Annotated in this window: 18 protein-coding genes; 12 read left to right on the top strand and 6 right to left on the bottom strand. The window is 46.7% G+C overall.

The window, feature by feature from the left end:
* The first annotated feature begins 125 nt into the window (after nucleotides 1–125).
* On the top strand, nucleotides 126–1,775 hold the full coding sequence (gene gltX, locus GH808_RS07295; RefSeq protein ID WP_186842124.1) for a glutamate--tRNA ligase: 1,650 nt from the start codon (nucleotides 126–128) through the stop codon (nucleotides 1,773–1,775).
* A 57-nt stretch (nucleotides 1,776–1,832) separates the two neighbouring features.
* Here the strand turns inward: gltX and GH808_RS07290 are convergent, their stop codons facing one another.
* Both GH808_RS07290 and GH808_RS07285 read right to left on the bottom strand, forming a co-directional pair.
* On the bottom strand, nucleotides 1,833–3,725 hold the full coding sequence (locus GH808_RS07290; protein ID WP_186842123.1) for an ATP-binding protein: 1,893 nt from the start codon (nucleotides 3,723–3,725) through the stop codon (nucleotides 1,833–1,835).
* A 70-nt stretch (nucleotides 3,726–3,795) separates the two neighbouring features.
* Nucleotides 3,796–4,743, bottom strand: a complete 948-nt coding sequence (locus GH808_RS07285) for a polysaccharide deacetylase family protein (RefSeq protein ID WP_186842122.1) — start codon at nucleotides 4,741–4,743, stop codon at nucleotides 3,796–3,798.
* Between the two features lie 342 nt (nucleotides 4,744–5,085).
* Here GH808_RS07285 and GH808_RS07280 point away from each other — a divergent pair, with 342 nt between their 5' ends.
* The 5 genes from GH808_RS07280 to GH808_RS07260 all read left to right on the top strand — a co-directional run bounded on the left by GH808_RS07280 (nucleotide 5,086) and on the right by GH808_RS07260 (nucleotide 9,418).
* Complete coding sequence (locus GH808_RS07280; RefSeq protein ID WP_186842121.1) at nucleotides 5,086–5,625, top strand: DUF2284 domain-containing protein; 540 nt, start codon at nucleotides 5,086–5,088, stop codon at nucleotides 5,623–5,625.
* 265 nt (nucleotides 5,626–5,890) lie between these two features.
* Nucleotides 5,891–6,808: an AEC family transporter gene (locus GH808_RS07275; protein WP_186842120.1), complete on the top strand. Its 918-nt coding sequence runs from the start codon at nucleotides 5,891–5,893 to the stop codon at nucleotides 6,806–6,808.
* Nucleotides 6,809–6,922: 114 nt separating this feature from the next.
* A complete protein-coding gene (locus GH808_RS07270; protein WP_186842119.1) occupies nucleotides 6,923–7,201 on the top strand; it encodes an SHOCT domain-containing protein in 279 nt (92 codons plus the stop codon).
* A gap of 27 nt (nucleotides 7,202–7,228) precedes the next feature.
* A complete protein-coding gene (locus tag GH808_RS07265; RefSeq protein WP_186842118.1) occupies nucleotides 7,229–8,482 on the top strand; it encodes a radical SAM protein in 1,254 nt (417 codons plus the stop codon).
* Nucleotides 8,483–8,596: 114 nt separating this feature from the next.
* A complete protein-coding gene (locus GH808_RS07260) occupies nucleotides 8,597–9,418 on the top strand; it encodes a hypothetical protein (protein WP_186842117.1) in 822 nt (273 codons plus the stop codon).
* A 159-nt stretch (nucleotides 9,419–9,577) separates the two neighbouring features.
* On the opposite strand, the gene eutL is transcribed toward GH808_RS07260, so the two are convergent.
* Together eutL and GH808_RS07250 are read right to left on the bottom strand one after the other, a co-directional pair.
* Nucleotides 9,578–10,222, bottom strand: a complete 645-nt coding sequence (gene eutL, locus GH808_RS07255) for an ethanolamine utilization microcompartment protein EutL (protein WP_186842116.1) — start codon at nucleotides 10,220–10,222, stop codon at nucleotides 9,578–9,580.
* A gap of 376 nt (nucleotides 10,223–10,598) precedes the next feature.
* Nucleotides 10,599–11,309, bottom strand: coding sequence for a PIG-L deacetylase family protein (locus GH808_RS07250; protein ID WP_186842115.1), 711 nt, complete (start codon nucleotides 11,307–11,309; stop codon nucleotides 10,599–10,601).
* A gap of 394 nt (nucleotides 11,310–11,703) precedes the next feature.
* Between GH808_RS07250 and GH808_RS07245 the strand changes: the two genes are divergently transcribed.
* Together GH808_RS07245 and GH808_RS07240 are read left to right on the top strand one after the other, a co-directional pair.
* A complete protein-coding gene (locus GH808_RS07245; RefSeq protein ID WP_186842114.1) occupies nucleotides 11,704–13,722 on the top strand; it encodes a sodium-translocating pyrophosphatase in 2,019 nt (672 codons plus the stop codon).
* Between the two features lie 782 nt (nucleotides 13,723–14,504).
* Complete coding sequence (locus tag GH808_RS07240) at nucleotides 14,505–15,494, top strand: chitobiase/beta-hexosaminidase C-terminal domain-containing protein (RefSeq protein ID WP_186842113.1); 990 nt, start codon at nucleotides 14,505–14,507, stop codon at nucleotides 15,492–15,494.
* Nucleotides 15,495–15,788: 294 nt separating this feature from the next.
* Here the strand turns inward: GH808_RS07240 and GH808_RS07235 are convergent, their stop codons facing one another.
* On the bottom strand, nucleotides 15,789–16,259 hold the full coding sequence (locus GH808_RS07235) for a hypothetical protein (RefSeq protein WP_186842112.1): 471 nt from the start codon (nucleotides 16,257–16,259) through the stop codon (nucleotides 15,789–15,791).
* 263 nt (nucleotides 16,260–16,522) lie between these two features.
* Here GH808_RS07235 and GH808_RS07230 point away from each other — a divergent pair, with 263 nt between their 5' ends.
* The 4 genes from GH808_RS07230 to GH808_RS07220 are packed head-to-tail and all read left to right on the top strand — an operon-like array spanning nucleotide 16,523 to nucleotide 18,833.
* Complete coding sequence (locus GH808_RS07230; RefSeq protein ID WP_186842111.1) at nucleotides 16,523–17,089, top strand: hypothetical protein; 567 nt, start codon at nucleotides 16,523–16,525, stop codon at nucleotides 17,087–17,089.
* Nucleotides 17,090–17,137: 48 nt separating this feature from the next.
* The gene (locus GH808_RS15360; protein ID WP_243166147.1) at nucleotides 17,138–17,377 is read left to right on the top strand and encodes a hypothetical protein; all 240 of its coding nucleotides are present in this window, start codon (nucleotides 17,138–17,140) and stop codon (nucleotides 17,375–17,377) included.
* Entirely contained in the window at nucleotides 17,322–18,185 is an 864-nt protein-coding gene (locus GH808_RS07225; protein WP_311135762.1) for an inorganic phosphate transporter, read from the top strand. Before GH808_RS15360 ends, GH808_RS07225 begins: the two co-directional genes overlap by 56 nt.
* Nucleotides 18,186–18,209: 24 nt before the next feature.
* Nucleotides 18,210–18,833 carry a DUF47 domain-containing protein gene (locus GH808_RS07220; RefSeq protein WP_186842110.1) on the top strand — a complete coding sequence of 208 codons (624 nt, stop codon included), beginning with the start codon at nucleotides 18,210–18,212 and terminating at the stop codon, nucleotides 18,831–18,833.
* Nucleotides 18,834–18,964: 131 nt separating this feature from the next.
* Here GH808_RS07220 and GH808_RS07215 read toward each other — a convergent pair whose 3' ends face one another.
* A complete protein-coding gene (locus GH808_RS07215) occupies nucleotides 18,965–21,346 on the bottom strand; it encodes a YhgE/Pip domain-containing protein (protein ID WP_186842109.1) in 2,382 nt (793 codons plus the stop codon).
* Between the last annotated feature and the right edge of the window lie 10 nt (nucleotides 21,347–21,356).

Genomic DNA, 21,356 nt, shown 5'->3' with positions numbered 1-21,356 from the left:
GAAATTACAGACGGCTTCAGTCATACACTGGAATCGTCTTTTTTTACGCGAAGCTGCCCGCGCAGGGCGTGGATGAAAACAAAGAACAACACGACGTGGTTCTTGCGATGATAAAGGAGATAAATATGGATTACAATAAATTGGCGAACTTGCTTTTTCCGGAGATCACAAAATCAGTGGCGGATTATGAAGCGCATTATCCGGCGCGGGAACTGCCGCCGGAAGCAAAGGTGACCCGTCTGGGACCGAGTCCGACGGGTTTCATTCATCTGGGCAATCTGTACGGCGCCTTTGCCGATGAACGTCTGGCGCATCAGTCACAAGGCGTATTCATCCTGCGGATTGAAGATACCGACGACAAGCGCAAGGTTGAAGGCTCGGAAGAGATCATCATCAACTCGCTGGATTATTTCGGGATTCATTTTGACGAAGGGGCCACGCTTGACGGCGAGAAGGGCGCTTACGGTCCCTATTGTCAGAGCAACCGGGTGGCGCTCTATCAGACTATCGCCAAACACCTGGTGGAGATGGGCTGTGCCTATCCGTCCTTTGCGACGGCGGCAGAGCTCGATGAAATAAGACAGCAGCAGGAAGCGCAGAAGCTGCTGACCGGTTATTACGGCGAATGGGCAACGGACCGGAACCTGACCGAGGCGGCGATTGAAGCGAAGCTTTCAGCCGGCGAACCCTGGGTGCTGCGGCTGTTGTCACAGGGCGATCCGTCAGAGACCCGGCAGGTGGCAGATGGCATCCGCAAGAGCGTCCAGGTCCATCCGAACAACATGGATGCGGTGCTGCTGAAAACAAACGGTGTGCCGACCTATCATTTTGCCCACGTGGTCGATGATCACTTCATGCGCATCACCCATGTGGTCCGCGGCGAGGAATGGCTGTCGACGCTGCCGATTCATCTGGAACTGTTTGAAACCCTGGGGTGGCAGCATCCGGTTTACTGCCATACCGCGCATATGATGAAAATGGATGGCGAAACAAAACGCAAGCTGTCCAAACGTAAAGATCCGGAAATGTCGCTTTCCTATTACGGCGAAGTCGGTCATTTCCCGGAAGCGGTGCGCGAGTACCTGATGACCTTGCTGAACTCCAATTTTGAGGAATGGCGACTGGCCAATCCAGCACTGTCATTGGAAGATTTCCCGTTTTCACTGGATCACATGTCCACTTCCGGCGCCCTGTTTGATATGAACAAGCTCAATGATGTGGCCAAAGACGTGCTGCTGCAAATGACGGAAGAAGCCATTGCCGATTTCCTGATCGACTGGGCGACAAAACATCAGGCGGAGGCGGCTGCAGTATTCACCCGTGATCGTGACAAGCTGATTAAAATTCTGGCGATTGGCCGGGATGAAAAGAAACCGCGAAAAGATCTGGAATACGGCCAGCAGATTTTCGATTTCATCAAATATTTCTTTGATGAATGGTTTGTCATTGCAGATGAACTGCCGGAAAATGTCGACGCGCCTGAAGCCAAGGCTATCCTGGCGGATTATCTGGCCACCTATGACCAGCAGGACGACAACGAAAACTGGTTTGGCAAAATCCGGGCGATTACCGAAAACCGCGGTTATGCAGTCAAGATGAAGGACTACAAAAAGCATCCCGAAGACTACAAAGGCCATGTCGGCGATGTCAGCACGGTGGTGCGACTGGCGATCACTGGCCGCCGCAACTCACCCGATGTCTGGACCATCCAGCAGATTCTGGGCGAAACCTGCGTGCTTGCCCGCATCAACAACTATCTGGAAAAATTAAACTAAACAAAAGGCACCTGATCCGCTGTTTCGGATCAGGTGCCTTCTATATTGAGAAACTTATTATTTGCCGAGCAGAATCGAATGAATGTCGACTCCGTAACGGCGGATCATCTCCTGCTTGGCCTGATGATAGGCGGCTTCCTGCCCCTTTTTCGCCGTGCGGTCAATATAGCGGTGGGCCATCTCAGTGGTGATCACATCGAGAAACAGTTCGGCGAGCAGGAGCCGCGCGCCGTCGGTAAAGCGCCCCTGCCCGTCGACGTAGAGCCGGACTGTGGGGGCTTCGGTGTTGATCAGGATCAGGCGTTCATCAGGGCTGTAAACGGCGCGGTCAACGTCATTGCCGAGATTGCGCAGTTGATAGCCGCGAAACAGGGCTCGGGAATCATCCAGCGTCCCGGTGAACGCAGCTTTTTCGGCGAGCGGCTCTGTTTCTTTAGCCGAAGCGTTCTCGGAGATGACAATTTCACAGTAGGCTTCATAGTCGTAAGACGTGACGCCGAAGAGTCCCCGGGCGCCGATCTCATTTCCGGTGACGGTTAAGACGAGTCGGCCATGCTCCGGGATCTCTGCGACCGGTATCGCCGCCGAAGATGGCATAATCGTGAAGCTGTCCGGCAGTTTGTTGATAAAAGTCAGGTTTTCATTTTGGTCCAGCTGACTGCGGTCAACCGTCAAGGTGATCTGAAACGGCTGGGCGACTTTGCGATAATAGAAGGGCGAGCCGAAGCGCAGCGCCTCCGGATGCGCCGCATGTTTTTTGGCGGCGCTTGAATCTCGGGGCAGGCGGATGCCCAGCTCTTGTGCGGCAATCCGGTTCATTTTTTCCAGGACGGTGTCAATCAGCAGACTGGTACGCTGTGATGTTCTGGCGCGGTCGACATGGCTTAAACGCAGCTGTTCGCTTTTGACGATATTGACAAGCAACTTGCTGACTGCGTCAGAAAAAGCCGCAACGAATGGCTCTTTCCGGTTCAGGCCGTCGCGCTCATCGCTGATGACGGGATGGCCATTGGCCAGCAGTAGAGACAGCCCGTCGCAGCGCACGGTGCCAAAAAGAAATTCCGTCCCCAACTGGTTTTCAAACTGGAAGAACTGGCAGTCGAAGACGGCCGTGCCGGAAATCACCAGCAGGCCATTGGTCCGCTGATCGCCCTTGATCACCAGCTCGCTATTGATGGCTTTTTTCAGCGTGACGCTGAAGGAGTAATTCTGATTCTGGTAGCGGAAGCTGCCCAGCTCATCTGGTCCAATCAGGATCTCCGATTCAGGTTCGCGATAATTCAGGATTTCCACGGTTCGCGACTTCTTAGGGCGGTTCAGATCCACCATCCCGATGCTTCGCCGGGACAAGATATCCCGGAGGTAGATGTTGTTGGTGATGGCCCCCAGCAGTGACTGAAAATGGGGAATAATGACCTGCTGATTGTCGATGACGATACTGACCCGGGTGCCGTTGCCGTCTGGAGGAATATCAAGCCGGGCATGGTCTTTATCCGCGGCCGGCCGGTCGCCGTCGCCGTCATCAAACAGATACTCGCCGGTGGCTGCACGGTAAAGGTCGATGCGGTTTACCCGGCCAGCGCGGATGGTTTCAATCCAACCGTATCCCAGGCCGTAGATGGCCTGCTTCATGCCGCGGCCAAAATAGCCCCGGCCACTGGCTTCGCCCTGGGCGAGATTGCTGTAGGCGCCGCCATAGGCAAGAACGGCGTGAAGCCGGTCATAATCCATGCCTTCGGCCTGATCGGAGACCGTTATGAAAGCGCCGTTCTGATGCCTTTCATAACCGATGGTAATCTGGTCAGTTACCGCCTTGCCACGATTCTCCAATCGGGAATAGCTATCATCACAGTTGGTGATGAGCTCAACTAGGGCCTTTTCGATCGAAGAAAAACGTCGGGAATCAATGTCGATGACCCGCTGGTCCACCGGCAGTACCGAAATTGTCATGAAAATCACCCCTTTAAAAATGAAATACCGGTGTCTGAGAAGCAATCACCCCGCTGTCGCCTGGTTTGCTTCAGACTTCCAAGTGACGCGGATAGGTATAGTCTTTTTCCATCGGCAGGAAAGTATAGCCTTCATCCTGAAGGGTTTTGATCACCGTTGGCAGCGCCGCCAAAGTACCTGATTTGCTTTCAGCATGGCATAATACCACCGATACATCATGTTCGTGACAGCCACCGACGATATTCTGGGTGACACCGTCAGCGCCGGGTGGATCAGAGCCGCCATCGCCGGAGGAAACGTTCCAGTCGGCATAATTCCAGCCGCGTTTTACCATGCCGCTGACACAGGTTTCATTGGCATTGGTTGATCCGCCGGGAAACCGGAAAATGTGGCTGGTTTCGGTCAATCCGGTGATCTGGCGCTGGTATTGATCCAGGGCTTGAACATCCGAATAAAAGGCGTCGGGATTGTTGTAAAGATCGTAGTTGTGGCTGCTGGTATGATTGGCCAGCGTATGCCCTTCATTGACAATGCGGCGGTAGGCCGCTTCGGCGACTTCACCGTCATGGCGATTGGTGAAGAAGGTAGCCTTCACGTTATAAGTGTTAAGAATATCCAGCACTTCGCCGGTATGTTCACTGGGACCATCATCAAAGGTAAGAAAAACGACCTTCAGTCCTTCGGTGTCATTATTTCGCAGGCGTTTTTTGGTGCATTCCAACGGATCATCGCTGGCAGCGGTATCATCAGTGACAGTCTGTTTATCTTCATCATTAGGCGCCACCATCGCATCGGCTTGCGCCGCGATTGCCGCAGTATCGGCGGTTGCATTTTGAGCGGTTTCAACAAGAGCGGCCGAAGCCTGCGCTTTTTCTGTTTGGGTGCTGATGGCAGACACAACATTGGTGACAAGTGTAACCGATAACATTCCAAAAATAAAAATAACCGCCAGACTGATGAGACTGAATGTAATAAAACGGGGCAACGACTTTATTCTTAATTTAGCTCTTTTTTTCATGTTCTCCTCTTCTTTTTTTGCTGCTTTTTATTTCAGAACGACATCCTGCGGCAACGAAGATGACGTTATTTGATCTATAATTTAATTGTAGCAGAAAATGAAGAGAAAGTGCAGTGGTTTTTAAAAAAATAACAATGGAATTCTTGCGGAAGATAAAGAAAAAAATCATCCTCAACGGGCGGTATTTTCTTTTGCGGCACGGATCGTCTTTCAGAAAAAAAGTTATATACATTTAAAAAAATGGTGTATTTATTAAAGCAGCTGTGCTAAAATGGTTTACAATTTAATGAAAGACAACACGAAAATGGTTGCGTTTTTCATATTAAGGTGGGGGAGAATATTATGGCTGAAGTATATGAGATCTTGGATCTGGCAAAAGAATATGGATTTTCGAAAGTGGTTGAAATGGCGGTTTCCTCAGTTCAATTGAATCCGGAAGTACGTGCAATGTGCGCAACGAACAAATGCAAGATGTATGACACAAACTGGGCATGCCCTCCAGGGTGTGGAACATTGGCAGAATGTGAAGCAAAAGTTGCAAAATACAAACATGGGATATTGATTCAAACAACTGGTGAATTAGAGGACAGCTTTGATTTTGAAGGCATGGAAGAAATCAAAGAAAAACATGATTTAAATCTTAAGAATTTTGTTGAAAAGCTATACAGCCTCGAGATTGACATGATGCCACTGGGTGACGGATGCTGTCAAATCTGCAAGGACTGTACTTATCCTGACGGGGAATGTCGTTTTCCCAAAAAGGCATTTTCATCGATGGAAGCCTTTGGCATTTTAGTCAGCGATTTTTGCAAATCCAATCAGGTGGAATACTATTATGGACCAAATACCTTGACTTATGTCGGCTGTGTGTTGTTTAATTAATAGGATGGCTTTTTAATAATCTATCGTACCCGCAAGGGTACGTCAGGTTGTCGACAAACCCGTACCGACCAATTGTTAATCAGTTGTTTGCTTGCAATTCGTACAGGCTATCGCCTGTTCGCCTTGATGCAAAGAGCCTGCCCCTTAGGGTGCAACACGATATAACAATTGTCGGTACTGCGTTAGTGCTTTGTCTACAGTTTCTCGTACCCGCAAGGGTACGTTTTTTATTGGTTGAGCAGACTTTTTAAAGGAGAAAAATAATTTGGATATCACCGTTGTTTTCAGTCAAATGATTCAGCTGTTTCTGGTCCTTGGGCTGGGCTATATTGCTGCCAAAACGAAGGTTGTCAATCAGAATTTTGGGACTCAGCTTTCTAAATTCATCTTGAGCATTACAATACCCTGCATGATGATTGCGTCGGCGGCGACCATGCCGGACAACACGGATAAAAACGAAATTCTGATGATGTTTGAATTCTCGATTCTGTTTTATTTCATCATGCCGTTTATTGCCTATCTGATCGTTCGCATCATCGGGGTCAAGAAAGCAGAACGCAACCTCTATATGTATATGACCATCTGGTCGAACGTCGGTTTTATGGGCTTTCCGGTAATTGCGTCGATCTTTGGCGAAAACGCTATTTTTTATGCTACCATCTTTAATCTGATCTTTAATGTCAGCAATTTCACCCTTGGCATTACCCTGATGTCGAAGGAAGGGAAAGGCGCACTGAGCCTGAAAAATTTTCTGTCCCCGGGAATCGTCGCTTCCCTGGCCGCGGTTGCGATGGTCGCGGCGAACATACAACTGCCGGCAGTGCTGAACAATACCATAAAAATGGTCGGTGAGACCACCACGCCCCTGGCCATGATCGTCATTGGCGTATCACTGGCCGGTATTTCCTTCAAGAGTGTCTTCACCGAGATCCGGATGTATCCCTATGTCCTGATCAAACAGATTCTGTTGCCGATTGCGGCGTATCTGCTGTTGAAAAATTTCATTGCGAATCCCTATATTCTGGGTATCGCCGTGATCATCATCGCCATGCCGGTCGCGACATCAGCGGTGCTTTTTGCCAACCGCTACGACAACAATGTCCCCCTCGCCACAAAAGGCGTCTTTATCACCACCCTGGCATCCGTGGTGACGATTCCCCTGATCAGCTATCTGCTGTTATAACAGGCCATGGTCGATGAATTTATTCGCGTCGAAGTTTAAATTGAGCCACGCGGGGAATGAAATAAACAGAACAAGCAATGATTGTAAAAATAATCAGTCAAGGAGGAAACCGAGATGCAGCATCCTTTTTATGGACAAAACAGTCGCTTTCTGGGGCAGGAGGATTCATGGTGGGTCGGACTGGCTTCGATGCTGCTCTATCTTTTTTTCTGGGCCGCGGTGATGATTTATGCATTCAGACTGGTCAATCAATATTTTCCGGATGGGCCGAAAACCATCAAGCAAGATCGCGCGGGGGAGATCCTTCGGGAACGGTATGCCAGCGGTGAAATTGACGACGACGTGTTTGAACATCGGAAAGCGGTTCTTCAGCAAAAAAAAAACACCTTATAAAATGGAAAGTGTTGGGAGGGATTGGTCATGCTGCTGACATCACTGCTGCGGGTGTTGCTCACCCGCTCTTTCAAGCCCTTTATATTTGATGGGGTTAATCAGGATCAATTGGATTTTGAAAAGCTTAATAATCTGGGTTTGTACGTCCATATTCCGTTTTGCAGATCGCTGTGCAGCTTTTGTCCCTACTGCAAGGAAAAATATGATCCCCACAGGGCAGCAGCCTATAAAAAAGCTCTGCTGCAGGAAATCAATCTGGTGTGCGGGAGCATGACAGCCAAAAATCCGGCGACGAGCCTGTATTTCGGCGGGGGAACACCGGCCCTGATGATCGACGACCTCGGGGTGATCATCGGCCGGCTGAAGCGGTATTTTGAGATAACCGGCGGCATCGGGGTCGAGCTTCATCCCGATGATATAACGGCAGAGAATCTTCTTAAACTGAAAACGGCCGGGGTCACGATGGTGAGCATCGGCATTCAGTCCTTTGATGAAGGCTGTCTCCAAAAATTGGGGAGATACCGTGCTGATTTTGGTGAAAAGCTGGAGCTTGTCAAAAACAGCGGCTTTGAAGTTGTCGATGTGGATCTGATTTTTGCCATTCCGGGACAGACCGACGAAATTCTGGCAAACGATATCCGGACGGCCTTTACTCACGGTGCGACGCAAGTGTCAACCTATCCCTTTATTGACTTCACCTTTGCTGACAACCAATACAAGCCGATGCCTGAAAAGGTAAAAAAAAGAATGATCACACAGCTCGCAGAATGCTGCGAAAAGATCGGTCTCGACCGGACTTCAGTCTGGACTTTTGCCAGCCATGGCACCGATAAGTATTCATCCGTGACCCGGGACACGTTCCTCGGCTTCGGCGTTTCAGCCACGACGCTGCTCAAAGACAGTTTCAAGATCAACACGTTTTCAATTGATGGCTATATCAAAAGAGTCGTGGCAAAGCGGCTGCCGACATCGTTAACGATCGCTTTTACTAAAAGGCAGCGAGCGGTTTATTATCTGTTCTGGAGTGCGTATGCGCTGAAAATCAACGCCGCTCAGTTCGAAAAAATAGTTGGATTGCCGCTTAATAGAATGTTCGGATGGGAATTGTTGATCGCTGAGAGAACCGGCTTTCTCAGAAGAAACGGCGCCAACTACGAGCTGACCAACAAGGCGGCAAGCGCCTATCATTACATCGAACAGGTTTATACGACGGCCTATATCGACAGGATGTGGAATGTGTCGCGAAAACAGGCATTTCCGGATAGAATTATTTTAAAATAGACATCGATCGGGCTGGCATTTAAAAAAGCAAATTGTCAGTCAATCAGAAGAGAATCGCGTAAATGCAGATTTTCCAGAAAATCGACGGACTCAGCAGAAAAGAGGCGGGAGGCCATGAAGAAAAAAGCCCTGGTCGTGGTTTTGATTGTTTTTACAATAGCGGTCATGTTTGCTTTGTTACTGTTTTCTGCAAGAACTGCCGGGTTAAGAAGCGATTTTGCCCTGCAAATTCAGGGGACGAGTTTTATCGGAGCAAGTGTTTTTTATCAGGCCGGGCTGCAGCTGGACATACCCACCGCCAGGGATTATGGTGGAAGTGGATGGTGCAAAAACATGAAACTTTTTGATGCCGACGATGTTTTTTTCGATCATGGCGTCGGCGGAGAAATGAGTATTCTGTATAATTTTGGCCGCTTCCAAAATGGCCGTGCGACTTTTTATGACCCGGCTTCGGATTATTTCAACGCCCATTACGGCATCTACGCCATTCGACGGGAGAACGATGTTTTCGGATGGGAAAACGGCAAACTGGATGTGGCAGAAATAGTGAAGATTGTCGCCTTTGATCAGGAAGATCTTGTGATGGCATCCCTGGGCTGCTCCAGATCAAAATGCCATTTTGATTATGAGATAACCTGCATCAAGGAAGACATTTCAATATCCGGTTTTTCTGACTGGACTCAAATCGATGCAAACATCGATACCAATGCGCCGCTGCACCAGCAGACCAAAAATCTGATCGGTTATCTGCAGTACGGAGAGCCGCCAAAAGATTATTCGGGGGAAGATTTTCCGGTTGTCGCCATGAAGGGCCGGCTTTACCTGCGCTATGATGAGCCGCGAAATGCAACGGTACTATATTTTGTCATCGGCAAGAGTCAGGCGTTCATTGACCAGACGAGCAGGGATTATCTGCTGCCGATCCGGTGGAATTAAATGAAAGTAGATAGGAAAGATGCGTCATCACGTGGATGACCGGGCCAGGCGGCAGACTGAGTTGTACCACCCAGGCAATACGAGCAGATGAGCAGCTTCAACGGCAAGGTCAAATACAAAAGAAGAGCCTGCAGTTATTCACCGCAGGCTTGGTTATCATCAATAATCAACCGGCTCTTTGACACAGTCAATAATCGCATTTTTAAAGGCTTCGCAGGCGGTTTTACAGCTGGCCTGGGTACCCGTTAAAATAGCGCCGCTCAGGTTTGAGTTGGTGGGCGGTCCGAAAAACTTGACCACTTCCACATCGGCGACGGTCAGTGCTTCATCGATTCCGACGACGCCTTCGAGTGCCGGAGCAAATAAGAAGGCGATCGACGAGCCGATTGGCAGGCCGTAGGTCTGGGAAAAATACTTTCCGATTTTTGGAACCAACTGGGCATAGATCAGATTGGTGTTGTCTTCGTTGACGCTGTAGACGCTGGCCTTGTTTTTGGCAAAGTCATGCACGTAGCGCAAGCCGTTTTCGACGTCGGAAATGGTCGGTCCGGTAATGACGCCAAAAACCTGTCCGTCATTCAGTCCGGCGCCGGCGCCGTAGAGTGTCCGGATATAGGCAACATCGACATTGGCGAATTTTGTGGCTTCATCGGCAGCGCAATAGCCGACGCCATCATATTGGGTGGTAAAGATGCCAATATCGATACAGCCTTCAGGCAGTTCAAATTCCTCCAGCATGATATCCTCAACAGCGGTCAGCAGTTTACTATAGACAATTTTACATTCTACTCGGTCTCCGGTCATGGCAAGCATCTCCTTATTTGAATTTTAAAATCGGTAATTGCGAAAGTGCCGTGGGCTTGCGGTCCAGTTTCGCACGAAACAATTTTTACACTGTACGGCGGACAGTCTTAGGACTGTTCGCCTACACGTTACCAAATTGTTTGTGGAAACTGCACCCCAAGCAACCAGTGTTCGCTGTTTTTGAGTTTCGCCATTACCTGTGAATTTTTGGTAATCGTTTTATGCTTGTGCTAATGATAACATCTCAGTCGCCATCCGTAAATATAAAAAGCAGCTGCGAAAAGAGTAAATTTTGTGGCAGTTTCGGCAAAAATATGCCCGGAACTCTTTGCAAAAAAAGCGTCGGAGGTTTTGCAAAAAAAACTGTTTTAATGGCTTAAAATACGGTTGACAGTGGGTATAATACTTCAGCAAACATCGTGCTGACTTCTCTGCCGCGGACTTTGGCCAGATCGAGGATGGCCGATTGATCGAGGGGATCCAACTGATTTCTCTGTACCTGAGAGCGATAGCAACCCAGAGCGGCGCTTTTGGCTGCGATATCGGATTCATCCAAATCAACATACAATTTGGTGAGGTCGACTTTATGCAAATTCCAACTGTCGTAATAGGGGTATTCATACATCGCTTTCAGTTTAATGAAATTAGTGCTGAAGCTTGGTCGCAGTGAAGCAAGAACGACTTCATTCACTAACTTGTGATCCTGGTGATGACTGGCATAGGGAAATAAAACGGCAGAAGGCTTGAATGAATTGATGATTTTGTCCAGTTCGGTTACATAGACTCTTTTGGGAACCAGATCCAGCTCGCCGTCTTTGTAGGAATAACCTTCGCTTTCGGATAAAAATTCAACTTTAATATTTCCGCCGAGTTTCAGCAACGCATTTTTCATTTCATCCGTACGTTCTTCAATCGAAACGTACCGGCTCACCGATGTGCTGAAACTTTTGTCCCGCGCAACAACAACAATAAAAATCTCTGAAGATGGATTTGTTCGATGCAATTTATGTATTAATCCGCCACACCCGATTGTTTCATCGTCGCAATGAGGTGTTAATATTAGCGTTCGATTAAATAGTTCTACCATAATTAGCCTGCTTCCTTTTGTAATTGTGACTTATATATTACCTTTGAAAGGTTGCTTTTTCCTTTAAATATTCAAGTTATTATCAGATAAACGAAAAGAATTTGTTTGCGGACATTTCAAAAAAAGTCAGCGAGATCAGATCAAAGGGGGCTTGTGGACAAGGAAGCAAAAGATGTAAAATGAAAAATATATGTTGAAACAAATGAAAGCATTGCACTGAAAACGTTTTACAAAAGGCGCTTGCTGGCGCGGCCAATAATAATCCACAAGGTCGGTAATTTTATGCAATTCGGGGGGATGAAAATTAGTTTTTTTCGCTTATTCTATTGACATTAGTTGGTGGTAATTATAGAATTAAAGGCGCGAGTCTAATAAACTAAGAAGGAGAGAAAAAATGACAATTTTCATCGTAGCAGTGGCAATAATTGCTTTATTATTTGCCCTGTATCTTTCAAAGTCAGTCCTTAAAGAGAGTATGGGAAATGACAAAATGAAAGAAATCTCAGAAGCAATCCAGGAAGGTGCAATGGCATTTTTAAATCGTCAGTATAAGACGATATTTCCAATAGCTATCGTAATCATTGTACTTTTGCTATTTACTGAATTTGGAGCTGCTTCAGCTATCGCATTTGGCGTTGGCGCACTGTTCTCAACATTGGCAGGATACATGGGAATGTATATTGCTACCAGAGCAAATGCAAGAACAACCAATGCGGCACAGTCAAGCCTGAAAAAAGCATTAGCTATTGCTTTTAAAGGTGGTTCGGTTATGGGTATGGGCGTTGTAGGCCTTGGCTTACTGGGTGTTTCCTTGTTATACATCTTTGTTGCCAAAGGAAATCCGGATCTGATCCCAGCCATTGACAGTTTCGCATTTGGTGCTTCACTGGTAGCGCTGTTTGCCCGTATTGGTGGCGGTATCTTCACAAAGGCGGCCGACGTTGGAGCTGACCTGGTTGGTAAAGTTGAAGCGGGAATTCCTGAAGATGACCCCAGAAACCCGGCCGTTATCGCTGATAACGTTGGTGACAACGTTGGCGATGTTGCCGGAATGGGCGCCGACTTGTTCGAGTCTTTTGCCGCAACCTCAATCGCAGCAATGCTGTTAGGTTCAACCTTATTGGGTACCGTTGGCGTTATGCTGCCAATGATGTTGGGTGCAATCGGTATCCTTTCTTCAATCATCGGTACATTATTCATCTATACTGGCGGTGAAGACAATCCCCAAGCTTCCCTTAACAGAAGTCTGTATTCTTCATTCATTCTGTCATCAATTGCAGCATTTTTATTAACAAAATTTATGCTGCCTGATCACCAGGTTGCATACTTCATTGCAATCGAGTCTGGTTTGATTGCGAATATCTTAATTGGTAAAATTACAGAATATTTCACATCAGCAGACTTCAACCCGGTTAAAAAAATCGCTGAATCTTCCAATACCGGAGCGGCTACTAACGTCATTTACGGTTTGTCAGTTGGTCTGGAAAGTACCGGGATGCCAATTCTTGTCATCATCGCCGTGGTAGCGGTTGCTTATATCGTTCCTGGTGGCGGAGAATATGGTTTCTACGGGATCGCGCTGGCGGCTATGGGAATGCTTTCGATGGCCGGAACAATTGTTGCGATTGATGCTTATGGTCCAATTGCCGACAATGCCGGTGGTATCGCTGAAATGGCCGGTCTTGATCCTAAAGTCCGTGAAGTCACCGATAAACTTGACTCCGTTGGAAATACGACGGCCGCCGTTGCAAAAGGATTCGCGATCGGATCGGCTGCAATTACAGCCATCGCTTTGTTCTCGGCATTTGCTCAGAGAGCAGAACTGACCTCACTGGATGTTTTAAATCCAATGGTGATGATGGGACTGTTCTTCGGTGCGATGATTCCGTTCATGTTCTGTGCTTACTCAATGCGAGCTGTTAGTGTGGCCGCATTTGAAATGATCGAAGAAGTAAGACGACAATTCCGTGAAATCCCAGGACTTCTTGAAGGAAAAGCAAAAGCTGACTCCAAGAAATGTGTTGATATTTCTACCAAAGCCGCAATTAAACAAATGATTCTTCCAGGACTGCTTGCGCCTGTCAGCATCGTTGTTGTCAGCTTTGGTGTCGCAGCGCTTGATCCACAAGCGGCACTTCAGGTTCTTGGCGGTATGTTAGTTGGCGGAACTGCAGCTGGTGTTTTACTGGCCTTGACAATGTCTAATGCTGGTGGCGCCTGGGATAATGCCAAGAAATACATTGAAAGTGGTGTACATGGCGGAAAAGGTTCAGAAGCTCATAAAGCTGCTGTTGTTGGGGATACAATCGGTGATCCATTCAAAGATACATCCGGTCCTTCATTAAACGCCGTTATCAAAGTTATGGGTACCTTATCATTAATCATTGCTCCTATTATTGCAGCAATGATTTAAGTCGCTAATTTTCTAGTACTCACGCGAAACAAAATAAATCTGTTATAGCGTCAGCTTATCAAGATCGATTCATCAGCCGGCACATCGAGAAGTGTTTACAACTCTTGATGTGCCGGTTTTTGCTTTATACTACAAAACACCGTGAATACCGGCAACAGGAGCTGAAAATGAAACAAAGAAAATAAAATACAAACGTTTACAAAAAATGTATTTACTTTTTGGCAGAAGGTGGTATAATTGGTCTAAATCAAAGATCAACTTAATCCTTTTCTAATTGAATGTTCTAGTTGATTGAAAAGTCGACAAGTCTTGACAAGCATTTGCTCAGGATGTTTTACTCTTGCGAAAGATAACCGGATTAAAACATATCAACTGCTGGCAGAACAATTTAAGATCGGTATTAACATTATGGAAAAACCAGCCATCGCTATTAGGAAAAAGGGATGACTCCATAAAAGAGAATAATGGATCGAGGATGAATAATCGCCAGGAAAGAGAAATGATGTCATTAGAAAAGCGAAAAAGAAGATGTTTGGTAAAATTGAAAGGGGTGATTCCAAAAGGATGACAACTGAAATATCTAATTAAAGCCGGTTCTGCAGGAGAAAATGCGGAATCGGCTTTTAGCGTTTTTTGCGGGGAAGCAGCTGGGCTCAGTGGTTTCTTTTTTTTTGTGTGGATTATTTTCTTTCATAACTGCAATGCCCAGTTTACCGTTTAAAGCAGCGCGAAGCGGGTAATAAAAAAATATAGCCTGATAATTGAGAAAGGAGAGAATAGCCGTGAACAAACTTAAATTTTGTCCGAAATGCGGAACAAAGCTCGATCCTTCGGAAAGATTCTGTGGGGAATGTGGTTATGATATCGAAAAGCACGATCATGCTGATTCGGGAAACCCGGAGCATTTGCGCGCGGAAGAATCCCATGAGGCGGTTCATGATACAGTGCCGGAACCAATACCAGTATCGCAGCAACAAGACAAAAAAACGGGAAAATCTCAGCAGACGGCGATTATTGTTTTGGCAGTTGCCCTGGGCGCGATTGTGATCATCGGCGGATTGGTCTTCTGGTGGTTTAGCCGGGGCAGCGCGCTGTTTAATAACGCCATGTCATCCGAAACGGCACAGACTAAAGAAACTCAGGTAACGCTTGGTTTGCCATCCTATTCGCTCAACGAAGGAAGCTATACTGCCGAACAAAAAGTCGTGATCAATAAACCGGATGGCGAAGGTATTCAAGTTTATTTTACGATTGATGGTTCTGAGCCGACTGATCAATCAAGCCGGTATGAAAATCCCATTACCCTACAAAGCAACACGACATTGAAAAGTATCGCTATCGATCAGAACGGAAACAAAAGCGGAATAAAAACGGCTACCTATAATATCACCATTCAACCACCGGCAACAAGTGAAGCAAAATTGGAGTCAACGACAGCTACGGAAGCATCTGAAGAAAGCGAATGGGAAAAATTCGGGACTTATATCTCCGGAACATGGAAAATCACGTATGCGGGAAGAGATTATTACTACCAGTTTAAAAACGGGATATTGAAAATAGCTGATGCGCCGGAAGGGACCACCGATGCGGGAGAATATATCGAGTTTACCTACAGTTACGACATTACGCCTGGCAATGAAGGGACGGTAGGAATCGTCTATGCGGAAGGTACGCCACTGGCCATTGACTGCAAGCCATTGGGCGATAATGCCATTTATATCAATGGCTATTTTGCGACTTATTCAACCAGCTCATTTCCGTTTAATGACTGATTTGTGTCTGCTTGCAGCGAGTGCCAAAAGAAAAAGAGCCTTTTGCAAAATATAATGAAACGAGTTTATCGTTTCACTAAAGCCGATATAATTGTCCGATGTTGCTAGGATCCTTTGATTGGGTTCAGGATATTAACAATAACGGACAATCACATCGAAGTTTTGCAAAAGGCCCTTATTTCAGGTGCTTCAAGTATAAATAAGTTCTGATTTCTTTGTTGAAAAAAGTGGAGACTTAAAACCATACGTTGCCCTATTCGTTATTCAGAAAAAATGATCAAGTTAAATTGTTGTTTACTTGGTTTCTTCTTCTGTTTTTTCAGCAGTGTCTTCGTTGGTGTCCGTCGTTTCAGCTTCAGTCGTATCAGAAACGAGGGCTTCTTCTATTGCTGCGATTTCTTCTATTTCTGAAAGTGTTGTTTCCGGAGCAGCAATGACGGCTTCGTCATTTGCAGACTGCAGGGTGAAGTTTGTGAACTTCTGGTAGGCTAAACCCATACAGAACAGGACCATTGATAATCCACCATAGAGTCCAATTGCCTGAAAGATAGTCGGCAGTAATTGTGATGGCAACAATTGAGTGGTCACCTCGCTGGCATCATAACCCATTGCCACATACTGGCTAACGGTGTCGCTATAAAGCTTTAGGTTGGTGACGAGTAAGGCTATACCCACAAGGGCGACGATTGCACCACCAACATAAAGTGCAATTGATAAAGAAGATTTTTTATTTTTTGTAAGAGCTGTTTTTTCCTCGGTTTTCATGTTAGATATTCTCCATTCCTGCCTCTTGGGCAAATGATTGTTAAAATTTTGATTAGGAATAAACGTAGGCGCTGTCAACTCGTATAGTGTAGCATTTTAAACCTGAAAATCACCTTAACATTAAGGCTTTTTAAGAATTTATGACGCAATAAAGGCAGAATTAATTTAGACCAGGAATTTGAAGCGCAACGGGAATGATCGGATTGTTTGATTTGTTTAAAAATGGGTAAAAAAACGATTATAAAAAGAGGGAGGATTCGCGTATGAAATATTTTAAAGCGCTTATTTTAATGTCTGTCATTTTAATATTTCCAATGGTTTTAGCTGGGTGCAACAGCGGTGTCGCCAGTTCCGGTAATCAGACGTCAATCTCAAAACAAACAGTTTTCAATTTTTATGACCAAGTGCAAATGGACCAAACGAAAGACCAGGTGGATTCTGAGTTGGGCGTCGTGCCGACCGAAAGTACGCAATTAAAGAATGTATTCAATTATATGGATGAAGAAACAAGTTTTGGGGTGTGCGTTTTATTCAATGAAAATGGGACCGTAATCAGCAAAACACTGCTGTATTCGAATCGGAAAGACATTGCTTTTTTAACGAATAAGTCAGTCACGCAGAAACAGGCTGATCAGATCAAAAATGGCATGAGTTATGAAGAAGTGAAAACCATCCTGGGGGCAGAAGGAACCGAGATCAATGCGACGCAGATTCCGTTTGAGGATAATCAAGAAAGTTTCATTCGAGTGTGGGTTAATGATAACGAATCGATGCTCCAGGTTGTTTTCGGAACCGATGGAAATGTGAACAGTGTGATGTTTTTTGAATAGAAACAGTGATTCAAAAAAATAATCGGAACAGTTTATACAGGAGTAGAAATGATACAGGTAAGTGCAACGAGTGTGTTAATTTTAGTCATCCTGGTGGGGCTTGTTTTTACCTTCACGAATGGTTTGCATGATGCGAGTTCGGTTATTGCATCCTTTATTAGTTGCGGTGCAGCCAGTCCCCGAAGCGGCATTGTCTTAGCCTCAGTATTTGGCATATTAGGGGCAGTCTTTGGTGGCAATCTGGGTGGCGGACACCATCGCCGGCATCATCAGTCTGCCAACGGATAAATCGCTGCTGATTGTTCTGTTATCAGCCATCGTCGGAGCAGTTCTCTGGGATCTCATGACCTGGCGGATGGGATTGCCATCCAGTTCGACGCATAGCTTTGTCGGCGGTATACTCGGGGCAGTTATGATTTCAGCAGGACCAGACCAGGTGCTGTGGGGTTGGAATGAACTGATCAGTTCAAATCATCAAGTGACGGGAATTGTTAAAGTTGTCATGGCGCTGATCCTATCGCCGCTGCTTGGATTTGGGCTGGCGTTTGGTTTGGAGAAATTAAGCCAGATACTTTTGCGAAACGCAACAACAGGCATCAACAACCATATGAAAAAAGGCCAGTGGATCATTGTTTCATTGTTGTCTTTTACAAATGGATCTAACGATATCCAAAAAATTATGGGCATCCTCGTTCTGGCTCTGGCAGCGGTAAGTGGCAGCCAGGTCCACGCTGTTTCTGTCTGGATGCGATTATTCGTCGGCTTGGCGATGTTCATCGGGATTATGATGGGGGGATGGCAGATTATGAAAACAATCGGGAGAGGCATATTTGATATTAAACCCATCCACAGCATCAATTCTCAGCTGTCCTCCCTGGGATCGGTATTTGCCGCCAATCTGACCGGGGCACCAGTTTCTTCGACGCAGGTTATTGTCGGCAGTATTATGGGCGTTGGCGCCGCGGATTCCTACAAGATGGTGAACTGGACGATTGTAAAAGAGATAATAATGGCATGGTTTATCACCATTCCGCTGTCGGGAATGATGGCGGCTGTTTTCTGTCTGCTGCTCAAGGCACTTTTCAGGGTAGTTTAGTTAAAGAAGGAAATCAAAAAAATTATGGATAAGAAGAACATTATTGACCGTATTTTTCCGGTCAAATACAGATTCTATGAAATGCTGTATAAACAGGCCTGTGCCAATGCTTCTGGCGTGAATGCGCTTTATAACTGGGTGAAACACGCAGCGGTGGTCGAAAGTGAAGCGTTGAATTTTCATGTAAAAGCGGCAGATGATGTCAGAATGAGGATGGAGCGGGATCTGGTTGAAGCTTTCTCGACCCCTTTTGATCGCGGCGATATCTATTCGATCTCGGTGGGAATGAATGAAGTGCTGAAATATGCCCAGTCAAGCCTGCTGTCCATGGAGGCTTTTGAAGTTAAGCCGGATGCGACCATCGTTAATATGATCGAACAATTAAAGACGGGTGTGGATATTTTCGCTCAAGCTGTCAGTGATTTGAAAACTGATCCCGACAAGTCGGAACAGGCCGTTGCGCAGATGCGAGATACCCACGTTCAGATTGAAAAACTCTACATCGGCGGAATGACAGCCGTGTTCCTCAGCGGGGATCCGATGTACGCACTAAAACAGCGGGAAGTCTATCACCATATCAAAGATGCCTCAACAAATTTGGATGATACCGTGGATGTGCTGCATCGAATTATTGTGCGCTTGATTTAGCCTCGTTTGAAAGCTGATTTTACGGAAACAGAAAAAATACGAAAGGCCAGCATGATCGGGTCGTGAGCATTATTTCGTACCGGTTACACCGGTACGAAACTGCAGACGGAAAGATCATGCTGGTCTTTTACTCAGTTGCTATCTTTTAGCAGGAGCGGCAATGATTTTGCGGCTTTTTTTGTCTTTAAGACATAGGCAAGACACGTTATGGCGATACAGACGATCATGATGCCGAGCAATACAATCGTGTACTCTCCAATGCCGCTACCTTTTGCCCCAATCGAAAGCGTCTGTTTGAAGGCCTCAATCGAGTAAGTCATCGGCAGGTAGGGATGGATCGCCTGGAAAAAGCTGGTTGTCAGTTCAACCGGATAAACACCACTGGCGCCGCTTAACTGCAGAATAAGAACGAGCAATGCGATGAAGCTGCCGCCTTCATCCAGGACAACTCGCAACATACTGGTGAAAGACATAAAGCAGAGGGAAGTGATCCAGGCAATCAAGAAGGTGGCGGCCACATTGACGGGCGACAGATGATTAAGCAGCATCAATGCGGTGATGGCTAAGATGGCTTGCAGTGTACTCACGATCAGCAGGATAAATGATTTACTGAGCCAATACGCGATGCCGTTTTTCGGTTTATCGTTGTTATCGTACAATGGATAAAAAAGGCAGAAAGCCATCGCCCCCAGATAAAGGGCCAATGAGATGATATAAGGTGCCATACTGGTGCCGTTGTTAGCGACGGTGGAAAAACTTTCTTCATCTGATATTGTGGGCGACACAAACATTTCGATGTTCTTGTCATTGGTATTGACCGCGGCCAGAGCTAGCGCCCCATCGGACATTTTTCCGGCGAGCAACTGACTGCCGTCTTTGAGGGAAATAATGCCGTTTCCCAGTGTTTGTGATCCGGCCGCCAGCTGTGATGAACCGCTGCTGATCTGACCGGCCCCATTTGCCAGCTGGCTGGCGCCGGCGATTAACTGACTGGAATTTGCACTCAGTATCGAAGAACCATCCGCCAGTTGCACAACACCGCTGGTCAAAAGCGGCGTCTGGTTATTGAGCTCAGTCATCGCAGCGGCCAGTCCGTTTGAACCGCTCGCCAAGGTTTCGGACTGATTATTCAGCGCCTGCAAACCAGCAGCAACATTGTTTACGCCGGTGGTATACTGTGCGACACCGGAAATCAGGCCGCCATTTTCATCATTCATGCCCTGCTGCAGCTGTTCCAACCCTTGGTCCATCCCGCTCAAAGCCTGAATCAGCGGTTCCGTGTTGCCGGCAGAAGTTGTTTCAGGGGTTGCATTGCCAAGATTCTGAATCACGCTTACTGCATCATCAATGCCAGCGCTGTTGCCGGCAAGACGGCTGCGCAGACGCTCCAAAGCATCGGCTTGGGCCTGGACTTGCGGATCTTCCGAAGTTCTCAGGCTTTCGATGACCGTATCCAATGAATCCAGATCGTTTTGAATGCTGTTTGTGTTGGTCAGAATATCCGTAGCACTGTCGCTGAGACCGGAAAGATCCGTTGCTGTTGCCGGCGGCTGATTCTGGATGAGTGATGCCAGCGTTTGATCATTGACGGCTTTAATCTGATTGATGCCATCAGCTACTGAGGAAACACCGGCGTTGAGGCTGTCACTGGAAGCGGCTAGATTCTGACTGCCGTCAGCGAGTTGGTCAACCCCAGTCGTATATTGGTCAACGCCGCTATTCAACTGGTTTGTGCCGGACTGAATCTGGCTGATCCCGCCAGTCAGGGCGGGCAGCTGTCCATTAAGCTGCTGCAGTCCCTGGCTGAGTGCTCCGACCCCATCGGTATATTTCGTAAGACCAACCGAAAGCGTTTTAGCACCATCACTAAAGGTCAGGCAGCTGTCCGCTAATTTTGAAAGATTGGCTGTGATCTGCTGATTACCATTTTCCAGCTGTTCTGAGCCGTCATTGATAGCCGTTGCCCCGTCAGCGGCCTGGTTCATGCCGGTTTTCAAAGTCGAAATTTGTTTAAAAATGACTTCGGTATAAGTTTGTGTCACCTTGTCAGAAACACTGTTTTTAATCGAAGTTGCCCCTGCGATGGCGGTTTTGGAAGCAAACAAATTTTCCCCGGGGTTGATTTCATAGGACAGCACCATCGGTTGCGGATCGGTATTCATCAGGGTTGCGGTATTTTTTGAAAAATCTTCAGGGATGGTGATGACCATATAATAGTCGCCATTTTTCAAACCATCCTGGGCTGTTTGCGAATCAACAGACGCAAAGGCGAGCGGCTTTTCATCGGTGAGGGTTTTGGTCAATTCCGCCCCGATATTAAGGGTGTTGCCATTATCATCGCAGGCTTTGTCTTGATTGACAAGCGCAACCGGTAACTGGCTGATTTTTGAATAGGGATCCCAAATTGAAGATAAAAAAATCGTGGTATACAAGGTGGGGACGAGTGACAGGACGACGATCAGTACAATTAGAAATTTGTTGTTTCTGAGATTCTGAAATTCACTTTTCAACATGATTGGTACC

It is taken from the genome of Acetobacterium fimetarium (genome assembly GCF_014284475.1).
Lineage (GTDB): Bacteria > Bacillota > Clostridia > Eubacteriales > Eubacteriaceae > Acetobacterium > Acetobacterium fimetarium.
The sequence above is the reverse complement of the archived record's forward strand: the minus strand, read 5'-3'. Positions and strand labels throughout refer to the sequence as shown.